This is a genomic window from Tabrizicola sp., assembly GCF_031377265.1.
In the GTDB taxonomy this organism is placed as follows: domain Bacteria; phylum Pseudomonadota; class Alphaproteobacteria; order Rhodobacterales; family Rhodobacteraceae; genus JAUYQR01.
In genome coordinates, this window is record NZ_JANMET010000077.1 from 1 (window position 1) to 14,273 (window position 14,273).

The window sequence follows — 14,273 nt, forward strand, 5'->3', positions numbered from 1 at the left end:
CGAGAACAGGGGCAGGCGCGTCGAGGCGATGCGCGCGCATCGCCACAGGCAGTGGCACCGGGATGTATCCTACGTGTAGATCAACGGGGTGACGCACTACCACTGGCGTGCTGTCGATAACGAATGCGAGGTGCTGGAAAGCATCGTGACCAAGACGCGAGATCGCAAGGCGGCGCTGAAATTCCTGAAGAAATCGATGAAGCGGCACGCCCGCCCGGAGACCATCGTGACCGATCGGTTGAGGTCGTGCGGCGCCGCGCTGAAGGACTTTGGCCGCAGTGATGATCGCGAGATGGGGCGTTGGCTCAACAACCGGGCGGAGAACTCCCACCTGCCGTTCCGACGACGAGAGCGGGCGATGTTGCGGTTCCGGCGCATGCGAACGCTGCAGAAGTCCGCCTCAGTCCATGCCTAGGTCCACAACCACTTTCCGACGGAGCGCCATCTCCAGAACCGCAACACCTACAAACAGACCCGCGCCGACGCTCTCGCCGAGTGGCGCGGCCCGCTCGCTGCCTGATCGATAGGTGGGGCTGGGGTAACGGAGACTGGTTCGCATTCGTCTGACAGCACCTCTGCCGCCGTCTTCCCGCTTATGGAGCCAGAGACCACCGCCGTCCGCATACTTGCCGGGCTCGCAGGTCCGAACCTTGACTGCGCTTAGTCTGTTCTGCAGGCGGCTGAAGTCGATCCCCCTTTATGTCCCCCCTAGTTATAGGATGAGCTGAGAGAGATTGATAGCCGACGAAGTGCGAAGACCAGACTTGATGCGGACTTTCAACAAAAACTCAAACGGTTGAGTCTGTATGACTGCCAGTGATCTCTAGTTGTAGAGCATTTCAATGCCCCCCACCCGCACCAATCCTGCCTTTCGGTCTGTTCGGCGTTAGGCTTGCGAGCCTTGCAGGTTGCAACCCTCGCCGGAGTGCGGCAACGCCCTCGAGTAAGGCATGAATCATCTGCGGATGTACCAGCCGCGGCATGCAGAAATACCCCTTACGTCGCCGCGAAAGCTTTGCTAGAAGGCGCGCAAAGTTGCGCTGGGTGTAGAGACCCGGCGTTTCATCACTATTGCGCGAATGCGCCCGGAAGTTTCAGGAAGGACATCCCAGAATGCAGGTCACCGAGACGCTGAAAGACGGCCTCAAGCGCGGCTACACGATCACCGTGACGGCGGCGGAGCTGGACGCGAAGGTCCAGGAGAAGCTTCTCGAAGCGCAGCCCGAAGTCGAGATCAAGGGCTTCCGCAAGGGCAAGGTGCCGCTGGCGATCCTGAAGAAGCAGTTCGGCACCCGGATGATGGGCGACGCGATGCAAGAAGCCATCGACGGAGCGATGAAGGACCATTTTGACAAGACCGGTGACCGCCCGGCGATGCAACCCGAAGTCAAGATGACGGGCGGCGACAGCTGGAAAGAAGGTCAGGACGTTGTCGTTGAGATGAGCTATGACGCCCTGCCACCAATACCGGAAATCGACGCGGGCAAGATCAAGCTGGACCGGCTGATCGTCAAGGCTGATGACGCCGCCGTGGGCGAGGCGCTGGCCAATCTGGCCGCGTCTTCGCAAGCATTTGAAGACCGCAAGAAGGGTGCCAAGGCCAAGGACGGCGATCAGATCGTAATCGACTTCAAAGGCTCGGTCGACGGCGATTTATTTGAAGGCGGCACGGCAGAAGACTATCCTTTGGTGCTCGGCTCAAACTCGTTCATTCCGGGCTTTGAGGCGCAGCTTGTCGGCACCAAGGTTGGTGATGAAGTTGCAGTCAAAGTAACCTTCCCGGAAGCCTACGGTGCCAAGCACCTGGCCGGGAAAGAAGCGCTCTTTGCTTGCACCGTGAAAGCAGTGAAAGAGCCAAAGCCCGCCGAAGTCGACGATGAGCTGGCCAAAAAATACGGTGCCGAGGATCTTGCCGCGCTGAAGGGGCAAATCTCCGAACGTCTTGAGGCAGAATATAAGGGCGCGGCGCGGTCGGTGATGAAGCGGTCGTTGCTGGATCAGTTGGACGGGATGGTGAAGTTCGACCTTCCGGACAACCTGGTAGATGCCGAGGCCGGGCAGATTGCGCATCAGCTGTGGCATGAAGAACATCCCGAAGATCATGGCCACAACCATGATGCCATTGAGCCAACTGACGAGCACAAGTCGCTGGCAGAGCGTCGGGTGCGTCTGGGCCTGCTTCTGGCCGAGATCGGTCGCAAGGCTGAAGTGACGGTCTCTGACGCCGAAATGACGCAAGCCGTGCTGGCTGCGGCCCGTCAATACCCGGGCCAAGAGCGGCAGTTCTTTGAATTCGTTCAGAAGAACCCGCAGATGCAGCAGCAGCTGCGCGCGCCGATCTTTGAAGACAAGGTTGTCGATCACCTCGTCGGGCTGGCAAAGGTCAGCGACAAGGAAATTTCGAAGGAAAAGCTGCAGAAGGCCATCGAGGCGATGGACGAAATGTAAGCTTTCCCTTTCGGGGGAAAGCGGGCCGCCCGATTGGGCGGCCCTTTTCATTTCTGCGGCGAAGTCTGCAGCGGTTCCCGGCCAGTGGGTTGCAGTCACCCCCGCGCCCGACAAACGAAAAACCGCGCCCGATTGCCCGGGCGCGGTTTGAATTCTGCCTTGCAGCGCGGATCAGAGGTCTTCGCCGTCCTGAGCCGCACCCATGTCGCCAAACAGTTCGGCGATTTCGAACTCGGCTGCGGCTTCGGCTTCGGCGGCAAGGTCCTGGATCGACTTGCCGGAGGCCTGCAGTTCCGCCTCTTCGGGCGAGCGCGCCACGTTCAGCTTGACCTTCACAATCACTTCGGGGTGCAGAACCGCCGACACGGTGTGAATGCCAAGGTCCTTGATCGGGCGGTCAAGCACGATCTGGCCACGGTTCACGGCGAACCCAGCCTCGGTCGCGACATCGGCCACGTCACGCGTGGTGACCGAGCCATAAAGCGCGCCAGCATCAGAGGCCGAACGGATGATCAGGAATATCTGACCATCCAGCTTGGCGCCGACGGCCTCGGCTTCCTTGCGGGTTTCGAGGTTGACGACTTCAAGCTGGACCTTCTTGGCCTCGAAGGACTTGATGTTGCCCTCGTTGGCGCGAAGGGCCTTGCCTTGTGGCAGCAGGAAGTTGCGGGCGTAGCCGTCCTTGACGTTGACAACTTCACCCATCTGGCCAAGCTTGGCCACGCGCTGAAGGAGAATGACTTGCATGTGCGTCGCTCCTTATTTCACGGCATAGGGCAGCAGGGCAAGAAAGCGAGCGCGCTTGATGGCAATTGCCAGTTCGCGTTGCTTTTTCGCCGAGACAGCGGTGATACGGGACGGCACGATCTTGCCACGCTCTGAGATGTAGCGCTGCAACAGACGCGTGTCCTTGTAGTCGATCGCCGGTGCATTGTCGCCCGAGAAGGGGCAAACCTTGCGGCGGCGGAAAAATGGTTTGTTCGCCATGGTTTATGGACCTTTCTTCAAGCTCTGGATCAACGACGCGGGGCGCCGAACGACGGACGTTCACCGCCAAAGGACGGGCGTTCGCCACGGTCACCACCCCGGTCGGGACGGTCGCCGAAGCTGCGCTCGCGGCGCTCGCCACCGCCAAAGCCACCGCGGTCACCCCGGTCGCCATCACGGTCGTCGCGCTTTTGCATCTGGGCAGATGGGCCCTCGACATGGGCGTCGACCTTGATGGTCAGCACGCGCATCACGTCATCATGCAGGCGCATCAGGCGTTCCATTTCCTGCACCGCGGCCGGAGGCGCGTCGGATTTCAGGAAAGCATAGTGGCCTTTGCGGTTCTTGTTGATCTTGTAGGCCATCGTCTTGACGCCCCAGTATTCGTTTTCAACGACTTTGCCGCCGTTGTCCGCGAGAACCGTGGAGAAATGCTCGATAAGGCCTTCGGCTTGCGTGTTGGACAAGTCCTGACGCGAGATGAAAACATGCTCGTAAAGTGGCATGCGTACTCCGATCCGTTTCGGGCGCGCTTCATAGGACGGGCGAAACCCTTGCAACGGCCCGTCCACGAGAGGCTGCGCCGGTGCGTGGAAATGCTGCAAGGATGCGGCCTTATACAGTGCGTCTTGCGCGATGCAAGCAGATTGGGGCGGTTGGCAGCAAGCCTGCGAAAGATTGCGAAACGGGCCGTCAGCGGCTATTGCGGGGGAAACAGGGGGACCTCGACCATGAGCCGCGCATTCGTTTTTCCAGGGCAGGGGGCGCAGACCATCGGCATGGGTCGCGCGCTGGCGGAGGCTTATCCCGCCGCGCGCGCGGTGTTCGACGAGGTTGACGAGGCGCTGGGAGAAAAGCTTTCGACCCTGATCTGGGAGGGGGACATTGCCGAATTGACGTTAACGCAAAACGCCCAGCCTGCGCTTATGGCGACCTCGATCGCGGCGATGCGTGCGCTGGAGGCCGAAGGGATTGGCATGACGCAGGTTGCGTTCGTGGCGGGGCATTCCTTGGGCGAGTATTCGGCCCTGTGTGCTGCGGGGTCGATCAGCTTGTCTGACACTGCGCGATTGCTGCGGATCCGTGGCCGGGCGATGCAACAGGCCGTTCCGGTGGGCGTTGGTGCTATGGCGGCATTGTTGGGGCTGGATTTCGAAGCAGCGGTTGCAGTTGCCGCCGAAGCCGCGCAGGGCGAAATATGTCAGGCTGCAAATGACAATGACCCTGGTCAGGTGGTGGTTTCCGGCCACAGGGCTGCGGTTGAACGGGCGTTGGAGATTGCCAAGGCCAGGGGGGCAAAGCGCGTGATCCTGCTGCCGGTCAGCGCGCCGTTCCATTGCGCCTTGATGCAACCCGCCGCAGCTGTGATGGCCGAGGCGCTGGCGGCGGTGGTCATTTCGGCGCCGATAGTGCCGGTGGTGGTGAACGTGCGCGCCGAAGCCGTGACCGAACCTGACCGGATTGTCGATCTGTTGATCGCGCAGGTCACGGGATCAGTGCGCTGGCGGGAAAGCGTCTTGTGGATGGAGCGGGCTGGCGTCACAGATTTCTGGGAGGTTGGCGCAGGCAAGGCCCTGTCGGGCATGATCAAGCGGACAGCGGCCACGGCAACAACGCGCGCGGTCGGCACACCCGAGGATGTGGCGGCGGCAAAGGCCTGATGCTCACGGCAGGGAGGTCGGGGTCTAATGAAAACGAGAAGGATGTACGATGTTTGATCTGACCGGAAAATCGGCGTTGGTAACCGGGGCCTCTGGGGGTATCGGGGCCGAGATCGCGCGGGTCCTGCACGCGGCCGGGGCCGCGGTCGCACTATCAGGCACGAGGGTGGAGCCGTTGCAGGCGCTGGCAGCGGAATTGCAGGACAGGGTGCATGTCCTGCCTTGCAACCTGTCGATCGCCGAGGAAGTCGGAGGCCTGGTCAAACGGGCGGCCGAAGCGATGGGATCGGTGGATATTCTGGTCAACAACGCCGGGATCACCCGCGACGGGCTGATGATGCGGATGTCTGACGCGGATTGGGCGGAGGTGATTGATGTGAACCTCACCTCGACATTCCGGCTGTGCCGGGCGGCGATCCGGGGAATGATGAAGGCGCGCTGGGGGCGGATCGTCAATATCAGTTCGGTCGTCGGTACTACGGGCAACGCGGGGCAGGTGAACTACGCTGCCTCCAAAGCAGGGATGGTGGGGATGTCAAAATCCTTGGCCGCCGAGGTGGCAAGCCGGGGGATCACGGTGAACGCAGTGGCACCGGGCTTCATCGCGACAGCCATGACCGACAAGTTGAATGACGCCCAGCGGACGGCCATTCTGGGTGTGGTGCCTGCGGGTCGGATGGGGACGCCGGCCGAGATTGCGGCGGCCGTATTGTATCTGGCGTCGGTCGAGGCGGGTTATGTGACCGGGGCGACGCTGCACGTGAATGGCGGCATGAATATGGTGTGACGGCGCGGGGTTTCCTGACCCGCATTGGAAAGAGTTTGCCATGCGGCGCTGCCCTTGCTATAGGCGCGCAGGAAATCGCCGGGCGGTGCCTCGGTGTCGTCGCGTTTGCGGCGCAAACCGCCCGGAAACGGGCTTATGAGACAAGGCCGGAGCATTTTCGGCACCATGTAGAGGAAATGACATGAGCGATATCGCTGACCGTGTGAAGAAGATCGTCGTCGAGCATCTGGGCGTCGAGGAGGACAAGGTGACCGAGACGGCCTCGTTTATCGATGATCTGGGTGCGGACAGCCTTGATACGGTGGAGCTGGTCATGGCCTTTGAGGAAGAGTTCGGGATCGAGATTCCGGACGACGCCGCCGAGACGATCCAGACCTTTGGCGACGCGGTGAAATTCATCTCGGAAGCCGCCTGATCCTTTGGGATTGCAGGTTCGGAAAAGGCACCCTTCGGGGTGCTTTTTTTGTTTGTCCACGCGTGGACAGAGTTTCAGTCTCAACAGAATCAATGGGTTGATTTCGAACTTTCAGGAAGTCTTAACCTTTTGCCACCGGGAACGCCGTGGCAAAGGCGCTTTGGCCGCGGGCAGTGAAAACCAGGGCGCGCGAGCCTTCGAGCGGGCGCAGCCACCCCAGCGCCTGCATCTGGCGCAGCAGGGCGCGCCCGGCCTTGCCGCCAAGATGCGGTCGCCGCTCGCTCCAATCCAGACAGGTGCGGCACTGGCTTTCGTTGCTGTCGAGGATCAGGCCGAAAGCGCGCAGGTGGGCCAGACCCGCATCGGTCAGGCGCAGGCCGGAAGCGTCGTGCGTCAGATGGCCGGACTGTGCCAGACTGTCGTGCACCTGCACCCCGGCACTGCCTGCGAGGTGGTGATAACAGCGTCGCGCGGCGCGCAATGCGGTATCCTTTGGCCCAGGACGGTGGCGCAATTGACCGGCGGCGGCGGCAAGGCCCATCAGCGCCTCGACGGCACGGGCAACTTCTGGCGAGGCCAGGGTGAAATAGCGGTGACGGCCCTGGGCCAGCACCGAAAGCAAGGCACCTTGCGTCAACTGGGCAAGGTGGCTTGAGGCGGTCTGGGGAGTGACGCCTGCCTCGGCCGCAAGCTCGGTTGCGGTCAGGGCGTGGCCTGCCATCAGCGCGCCAAGGATGTTGGCGCGGGCGGGATCGCCGATCAGGGCGGCGATGCGGGCGATGTCGGGGCCTTCTTTCATCCGGGGCCCTTTCGCGGCCGGGGCGCGCTTGTGGCTGGCCCCGGAGGGTTTCACACCCTCCGGACCACCCGTGGGATATTTGGCGAAGAGGAAGCTGTTTCGAGGCTGATTGTAGCGCTTTGCGGTTCTGATGGGGAAGTGCAATGCGAGATTGAATGCTTCGATCCCGGTCGAAGGATCGGTTCGTTGCGGCGGAGAGCCGCTTGTGTCGGGCGGGGGCTGGATCGGTCAGCCTTGCCAGCCGCGAGCCGCTGCGGGCAGACTGGTGCGGAAGAGCGGGGACAAGATGACGGCAGATTTGGGCGCGATGTTCGGGGCGGCTGCGTCGGAGACCTTCATCGGTCTGCCGCGCTGCCGCGACCTTGCGCGATTGTCGGCGCGGATCGCGCTGATCGGGGCGGATGGCTGTACGCCTTACCCCTCGGTCGGGTTCTATTGCGCGGGCGGACCGGCGGCGATCCGGGCGGCTGGGGCGGCCTATGCCGCCAATCTGGGCCACATGAATTTCGATCTGGGCGGGCCGGTGTTTCCCGCCGGGGTCAGCGCGGTGGATGCTGGCGATCTGCCGCAGGATATTGCCGATCCGGAAGGCAACCGGGCGCGGATTTTTGGCGCAGTGAGCCTGATTTTGGATCGTGGCGCGGTGCCGATGCTGATTGGCGGCGATGATTCGTTGCCAATTCCGATGCTGGAGGCGTTCGGGGCACGGCGGAAGGACTATTGGCTGTTGCAGATCGATGCGCATATCGATTGGCGCGACGAGGTCGAGGGCGAGCGGCAGGGATTGTCTTCGACAATGCGGCGGGCCAGCGAAATGCCGCATATCGCGGGCATCGTGCAGGTGGGAAGCCGCGGCATCGGTTCGGCCCGGATCGAGGATGCGCAGGATGCGGTTGACTGGGGCGTGGCGTTTGTGCCGGCTGGCGAAGTGGCGCGCGACGGGGTGTGGCGTGCGGTGGACATGATCCCGCAGGCGGCGGAGGTGATCATCTGTCTGGATCTGGACGCACTGGACCCGTCGATCATGCCGGCGGTGATCGGGCGGACGGCGGGCGGCCTGAGCTATTGGCAGGTGCTGGAGCTGATCGGCGGGGTGGCGGAGAGGTGCCGGATCGCGGGGTTCGACATGGTGGAGTTCATGCCCGGACGCGATGTGGACGGGCAGGGGGCCACACTGGCGGCGCAGCTTTTGGCGGCGGTTATGGGCATTGTGGCGCGGCAGGGCTGAGGGACAGTCCGCTGATCGAGGCAGGGCGGTTGATCTTGCACGGCATGCGGTGTGAGGGTTTTGCCACCGTTGCCGCCCTTTGGGCTGACAGGGTGCAGGTCGGGCAAATCGGCGGTCCTGAGCGGGGCTGACGGGCGGCGGCAAGCCGGTGCACGCCGGGACCGAGGCGCGTGTGTTGCGCCACCGGAAGGGGCCGTGTATCACGCTGAAAAGCCGGTCGAGCGGGAGAACCTTATGCGTCGTGTGGTGGTAACGGGACTGGGGATGGTGACGCCTCTGGCCTGCGGGGTCGAAGCGACCTGGGAGCGGCTGATCGCCGGGCAATCCGGCGCGGGGCCGATCACGCGGTTTGATGCTTCGGCAGTGGTGACGCAGTATGCCTGCGAGATCCCGCGCGGCGACGGCACCGCGGGCACGTTCAACCCCGATGACTGGATGGAGCCGAAAGAGCAGCGCAAGGTCGATGATTTCATCCTGTACGGGATGGCGGCGGCGGTGCAGGCGGTGCAGGATTCCGGTTGGGTGCCTGCAACCGAGGAGGAGCGCTGCCGGACCGGGGTGATGATCGGATCGGGGATCGGGGGCTTGACCTCGATCGCCGAGACGGCGGTGTTGATCAAGGAAAAGGGGCCAAAGCGGGTGAGCCCGTTCTTCATTCCCGGGGCGTTGATCAATCTGGTGTGGGCAGGTGTCGATCCGGTTCGGGTTCAAGGGACCCAATCATGCGGTGGTGACGGCCTGTTCCACGGGGGCGCATGCAATTGGCGATGCGGCGCGGCTGATCCAGTGGGGCGATGCGGATGTGATGGTGGCGGGGGGCGCGGAAAGCCCGATCAGCGAGATCGGGATTGCCGGGTTCAATGCCTGCCGGGCGCTGTCGACCAAGCGGGCGGATGATCCGACCAAGGCGAGCCGCCCCTATGATGCGGACCGCGACGGGTTTGTCATGGGCGAGGGTGCGGGGTGCGTGGTGCTGGAGGAATATGAGCATGCGGTGGCGCGCGGGGCGCGGATCTATGCCGAGGTGCTGGGGTATGGGCTGTCGGGCGACGCCTATCACATCACCGCGCCCAGCGAGGATGGTGATGGCGGGTATCGCAGCATGGCGGCGGCGCTGAAGCGGGCGGGGCTGCAACCTGCCGATGTGGACTACATCAACGCGCATGGCACCAGCACGATGGCCGACACGATCGAGCTTGGCGCAGTGGAGCGGTTGATGGGCGATGCGGCGGCAGGGGCGGTGATGAGTTCCACCAAGTCAAGCATCGGGCATCTGTTGGGGGCTGCGGGGGCGGTGGAGGCGATTTTCTGCATCCTTGCGATCCGCGATCAGGTGGCGCCGCCGACGATCAACCTGGATAACCCGGCGGTGACGCCAAAGCTGAACCTTGCGGCGAATGCGGCGGTCAGGCGGAAGATCGACGTGGCGTTGTCGAACTCGTTCGGGTTTGGCGGCACCAATGCGAGCCTCGTGCTGGGTCGGGTCAGCGGCTGATGTGGAAATCCGTCGCCTCCAATGCGCTGACGCTGTTCATCGTGATCCTGGCCGTCGTGGCGACATTGGTGGCTTGGGGGCGCAATGAGTTTGCCAAGCCCGGACCGTTGGCCGACCCGATCTGCCTGCAGGTGGAGCGCGGTGCGTCGCTGAGCGCGGTCAGCCGTTCGCTTGAAGAGCGCGGTGCGATCAGCGATGCGCGGATCTTTCGGATCGGAGCGGACTATTCCGACCGGTCGGGCGACCTGAAGTTCGGGGCCTATCTGATACCGGCTGGCGCTTCGATGGCGGAAGTTCTCCAGGCGATCACGGCGGGCGGGCAATCGACCTGCGGCCGGGATGTCAACTTTCGGATCGGGGTGGCAAGTTCGGATGTGATCCTGCGCGAGTTGGACCCGGTCACCAACAGCTATGTCGAGGTTGCCCAGTTCGATCCGGCGGCTGGAGCGGCGCCGCAAGTGTATCTTGATGTGGCCGAAGACCCGGACCTGCGGTTCCGGATCACGCTGGCCGAAGGGGTGACCAGCTGGCAGGTGGTGGACGCGCTGAAACGGGCGGATTTTCTGACCGGCGCGGTTGAAGTTGTGTCGCCCGAAGGCAGCCTGTCGCCCGACAGCTATGAGGTGGAGCGCGGGTCCGAGCGCGGTGCGGTGATCGCTGCAATGACTGAGCGGCAGACCGCCACCCTGGCCGAGCTGTGGGCCGCGCGGGAGGAAGGGTTGCCGTATGACACGCCGGAAGAGGCTTTGATCATGGCCTCGATCGTGGAAAAGGAAACCGGGGTACCGGAAGAACGCAAGCGGGTGGCCAGCGTGTTCATCAACCGGCTGCGTGACGGGATGCGGCTGCAGACCGACCCGACGGTGATCTACGGCATCACCAAGGGCGAAGGCGTGCTGGGCCGCGGATTGCGCCAGAGCGAACTGCGCCGCGAGACGCCGTGGAATACCTATGTGATCGACGGCTTGCCACCAACGCCGATTGCCAACCCTGGCCGGTTGAGCATCGAGGCGGCGCTGAACCCCGACACCACGGATTATCTGTTCTTCGTGGCAGACGGCACGGGTGGCCATGCCTTTGCCACCACCCTTGCCGAGCACAACGAGAACGTCGCCAAATGGCGCGAGATCGAGGCGCAGCGCGGCGAAGAAGCGGCGACCGGCGTGCAGGGGGAGTAGCGCGGGTCAACCAAAGGTGGGTAGGCATGCAACGCGACGCTGACACTGACCCGCGAAAGACTGCCGCCGGAATGCGCGGTGTCTACGAACGTCAGGCCGCAGCTTGGGATGCGGCGCGATCACGCGATTTGTACGAAGCCGCCTGGCTCGACCGCGCGCTGGCGATGACTGCGCCGGGGGAATGGGTGCTTGACCTTGGCTGTGGCGCAGGCGAGCCGGTGGCACGCTATGTGGTGGCGCAAGGCCGCCGCGTGCTGGGTGTGGATTTCGCCGCGCCGATGATAAAGCTGGCGCGCGCGCGGATGCCGGATCAGCGCTGGGCTGTCGCCGACATGCGCGGGCTTGATCTTGACGCGCAATTTGCCGCGATCATCGGTTGGGACAGCTTCTTTCACCTGACGCCGTCGGAACAGGTGGCGCTGATCCCGCTGCTGGCCCGGCATCTGGCACCGGGCGGCGCGCTGTTGTTGACGGTTGGGCCAGCGGCGGGTGAGCCTTTGGGTGAAGTTTGCGGTGAGGCGGTCTACCACGCGAGCCTTGCGCCCGATGACTATCGAATGCGGCTTGCAGCGGCCGGGATCAAGGTGGTGGACTTTGTGCCGAACGATCAGGACTGCGCCGGCCGGTCGGTGCTGCTGGGCAAGCGCAGTTAACAAAAGGTAAAGGTGCCGCGCGCTAAGCCATTGGCATCGTTGAATTTTGATCTTGACTTTGCGAACGGTCCAAGGTAGAGATTACGGCATGCTAGAAGAAGTGTCAGAGCGGCCCCGGGGAAACCCGTTGGCCGCTTTTGCATTTCGCTCGTGCCGGGGGGTCAGCATGAGGGGTGGCGCAGGCAGATGACAATCAGGCTCTCCGATGGAGACGCCGTGCCAGATGACATTTTGGCAGTGGCGGAAGAGCTGTACCGAATGGCCGCGGAAGAGTTGCATCGCACGATCCACGCGATCCGCGCCGGGCAGATGAGTGAAGTGAAAGCCGCACAGTCAGCGATCCGCGATCTTCGCGCGACCGCACAACATGTGCTGGATGAAAGGGCGAAAGTTGACAAACTCCGCAAGCAGATTGCCGGGCAGGTCGGAGCCGGTGGCGCACTCGACTTTGACGCAGCACGGGTTGAAATCGGGCGCCGCCTGGCTTGCCTCCGCAGCGCCGGAGGCAGTGACTGAGTTTCTGGCCTCGCTGGATCAGAACGCGCTTTTGGCGCTGCCCTGGATGTTCGAGTTCTGGGCATTGCCACACCAGTTGCCACCAAGCGGCGCCTGGAAGACCTGGGTGATCATGGGGGGCCGCGGCGCTGGCAAGACCCGGGCGGGTGCCGAATGGGTGCGCGCCGAGGTGGAAGGGGCGGGACCGGGCGATCCGGGAAGGTCGCGCCGGGTGGCGCTGGTCGGCGAGACGGTGGATCTGGTGCGCGAAGTGATGGTGAGGGGGGAAAGCGGCATTCTGGCCTGCTCGCCCCCCGACCGCAGGCCGGAGTGGCAGGCGGCGCGCAGGCAGCTGGTCTGGCCGAACGGGGCTGTGGCGCAGGTGTTTTCCGCGCATGACCCCGACAGTTTGCGCGGGCCGCAGTTCGACGCGGCCTGGGCGGATGAGCTGGGCAAGTGGAAGAAGGCGGGGGAAACCTGGGATCAGCTGCAGTTTGCGCTGCGGTTGGGCAAGGGGCCGCGCGCGGTTGTGACCACCACGCCGCGCAATGTGGGGGTGCTGAAGGCGATCCTTAAAAACCCGTCGTCGGTGATCACCCATGCACCAACCGAGGCGAACCGGGCCTATCTGGCGGAATCGTTCCTGGCTGAGGTGGCGGCGCGCTATGGCGGCACGCGGCTTGGCCGCCAGGAACTGGAAGGTGTGCTGGTCGAGGAAGATGAGGGCGCGCTGTGGTCGATGCAGCTGTTGGACCGCATCCGGGTGGATGAGGCGCCTGCAGTGACACGGATCGTGGTGGCGGTGGACCCGCCGGTGACGGCCAACAAGACCAGCGACGAATGCGGGATTATCGTCGTGGGGGCCGATACGCGGGGCGATCCGCGCCAGTGGCGGGCGGTGGTGCTGGAGGATGCGTCGGTCAAAGGGGCTTCGCCCGAGGGCTGGGCGCGGGCGGCGCTGATGGCGATGGACCGGCACAAGGCGGACCGGTTGGTGGCCGAAGTGAACCAGGGCGGCGATCTGGTGGAGCGGCTGGTGCGGATGATCGACCCGCTGGTGCCGTTTCGTGCGGTGCACGCGACGCGGTCCAAGATGCTGCGGGCCGAGCCGGTGGCGGCGCTGTACGAGCAGGGCCGGGTTGCCCATGTGCGGGGTCTGCAGGCGCTGGAGGCGCAGTTGTGCCAGATGACGGTGACTGGCTGGCAGGGCAGCGGATCGCCGGACCGGCTGGACGCGCTGGTCTGGGCGCTGACCGAGTTGATGGTGGACCCTGCGGGCCATATCGGGCGACCGATGGTGCGGTCGCTCTAGGCCCCGGCTGCGGGAGCGCGCCGCGCGGGGATATTTGTAGACAGATGAAACCCTTAGGGGTTGGTCCCGGCCTGCAAAGGTCCGGGGGCGGGTAAGCATGACCCGAGGTTTCAGAGGAGCGGCGAGATGGTGTTTGATTTCTTGCGGAAGGCCGGGCCAGTGGCCGCAGCGCCTGAACGAAAAGCGTCGGCGACGGGGCGGGTGGTGGCCTGGGGGTCAAGCGGCCGCGTGGCCTGGAGCCCGCGCGATGCGGTAACGCTGGCGCGGATCGGGTTTCAGGGCAACCCGATCGGGTTTCGGGTGGTGCGGTTGATCGCCGAGGCGGCGGCGGCACTGCCGTTGATCTGTCAGGACAGCGAGCGGCGCTATGACCAGCACCCGATGCTGAGCCTGATCAGCCGACCGAACGGGGCGCAAGGCCGGGCCGAACTGCTGGAGGCGGTTTATGGCCACATGCTGCTGTCGGGCAACGCCTATATCGAGGCGGTTCCGGGCGAGGGCATGTTGCCGGGCGAGCTGCACGTGCTGCGGTCTGACCGGATGAACCTGGTGCCGGGGGCGGACGGCTGGCCGGTCGCCTATGACTATACGGTCAGCGGGCGGACGCACCGGTTTGACGTAACCGGGCCGGTCAGCCCGATCTGCCATATCCGCAGCTTTCATCCGCAGGACGACCATTACGGGTTCTCGCCAATGCAGGCGGCGGCGGTGGCCGTGGACGTGCACAACAGCGCCAGCGCCTGGTCAAAGGCCCTGCTGGACAATGCCGCACGGCCCTCGGGCGCGATCATCTACAAGGGTGCAGACGGGCAATC

At 64.0% G+C, this 14,273-nt stretch carries 14 protein-coding genes and 2 pseudogenes; 12 read left to right on the top strand and 4 right to left on the bottom strand.

The window, feature by feature from the left end; genetic code table 11:
• Positions 1-520, top strand: a pseudogene (locus RMO18_RS04575) (transposase); the annotation flags it as partial.
• Between the two features lie 593 nt (positions 521-1,113).
• The gene (gene tig, locus RMO18_RS04580) at positions 1,114-2,448 is read left to right on the top strand and encodes a trigger factor (protein ID WP_309664205.1); all 1,335 of its coding nucleotides are present in this window, start codon (positions 1,114-1,116) and stop codon (positions 2,446-2,448) included.
• A gap of 171 nt (positions 2,449-2,619) precedes the next feature.
• On the opposite strand, the gene rplI is transcribed toward tig, so the two are convergent.
• The 3 genes from rplI to rpsF are packed head-to-tail and all read right to left on the bottom strand — an operon-like array spanning position 2,620 to position 3,941.
• Positions 2,620-3,195, bottom strand: a complete 576-nt coding sequence (gene rplI / locus RMO18_RS04585) for a 50S ribosomal protein L9 (protein WP_309664207.1) — start codon at positions 3,193-3,195, stop codon at positions 2,620-2,622.
• Positions 3,196-3,207: 12 nt separating this feature from the next.
• On the bottom strand, positions 3,208-3,435 hold the full coding sequence (rpsR, locus tag RMO18_RS04590) for a 30S ribosomal protein S18 (protein ID WP_309664208.1): 228 nt from the start codon (positions 3,433-3,435) through the stop codon (positions 3,208-3,210).
• Positions 3,436-3,464: 29 nt separating this feature from the next.
• Positions 3,465-3,941 (bottom strand): 30S ribosomal protein S6, encoded by a 477-nt coding sequence (gene rpsF, locus RMO18_RS04595; RefSeq protein ID WP_309664210.1) that lies wholly within the window; start codon positions 3,939-3,941, stop codon positions 3,465-3,467.
• Positions 3,942-4,166: 225 nt separating this feature from the next.
• Here rpsF and fabD point away from each other — a divergent pair, with 225 nt between their 5' ends.
• The 3 genes from fabD (at position 4,167) to RMO18_RS04610 (ending at position 6,298) form a co-directional block, all read left to right on the top strand.
• Positions 4,167-5,096, top strand: coding sequence for an ACP S-malonyltransferase (gene fabD / locus RMO18_RS04600; RefSeq protein WP_309664212.1), 930 nt, complete (start codon positions 4,167-4,169; stop codon positions 5,094-5,096).
• 49 nt (positions 5,097-5,145) lie between these two features.
• Positions 5,146-5,883: a 3-oxoacyl-[acyl-carrier-protein] reductase gene (gene fabG, locus RMO18_RS04605; RefSeq protein WP_309664214.1), complete on the top strand. Its 738-nt coding sequence runs from the start codon at positions 5,146-5,148 to the stop codon at positions 5,881-5,883.
• Between the two features lie 181 nt (positions 5,884-6,064).
• On the top strand, positions 6,065-6,298 hold the full coding sequence (locus RMO18_RS04610; protein ID WP_305569707.1) for an acyl carrier protein: 234 nt from the start codon (positions 6,065-6,067) through the stop codon (positions 6,296-6,298).
• Positions 6,299-6,419: 121 nt separating this feature from the next.
• Here RMO18_RS04610 and RMO18_RS04615 read toward each other — a convergent pair whose 3' ends face one another.
• Complete coding sequence (locus tag RMO18_RS04615) at positions 6,420-7,097, bottom strand: helix-turn-helix transcriptional regulator (RefSeq protein ID WP_309664215.1); 678 nt, start codon at positions 7,095-7,097, stop codon at positions 6,420-6,422.
• 286 nt (positions 7,098-7,383) lie between these two features.
• On the opposite strand from RMO18_RS04615, the gene RMO18_RS04620 reads away from it, so the two are divergent.
• From RMO18_RS04620 to RMO18_RS04650, 7 genes and pseudogenes are all read left to right on the top strand, one after another.
• Entirely contained in the window at positions 7,384-8,325 is a 942-nt protein-coding gene (locus tag RMO18_RS04620; protein ID WP_309664216.1) for an arginase family protein, read from the top strand.
• Between the two features lie 234 nt (positions 8,326-8,559).
• Positions 8,560-9,820 (top strand): annotated as a pseudogene (gene fabF, locus RMO18_RS04625) (beta-ketoacyl-ACP synthase II).
• A complete protein-coding gene (gene mltG / locus RMO18_RS04630) occupies positions 9,820-10,998 on the top strand; it encodes an endolytic transglycosylase MltG (RefSeq protein WP_309664218.1) in 1,179 nt (392 codons plus the stop codon). Before fabF ends, mltG begins: the two are co-directional and overlap by 1 nt.
• A gap of 26 nt (positions 10,999-11,024) precedes the next feature.
• Complete coding sequence (locus tag RMO18_RS04635) at positions 11,025-11,651, top strand: class I SAM-dependent methyltransferase (protein ID WP_309664219.1); 627 nt, start codon at positions 11,025-11,027, stop codon at positions 11,649-11,651.
• Positions 11,652-11,867: 216 nt separating this feature from the next.
• Complete coding sequence (locus RMO18_RS04640) at positions 11,868-12,167, top strand: hypothetical protein (protein ID WP_309664220.1); 300 nt, start codon at positions 11,868-11,870, stop codon at positions 12,165-12,167.
• Positions 12,160-13,458, top strand: a complete 1,299-nt coding sequence (locus RMO18_RS04645; RefSeq protein ID WP_309664221.1) for a terminase large subunit domain-containing protein — start codon at positions 12,160-12,162, stop codon at positions 13,456-13,458. Before RMO18_RS04640 ends, RMO18_RS04645 begins: the two co-directional genes overlap by 8 nt.
• Positions 13,459-13,584: 126 nt before the next feature.
• On the top strand, positions 13,585-14,273 hold a 689-nt coding region (locus tag RMO18_RS04650), incomplete at its 3' end, for a phage portal protein (protein WP_309664222.1).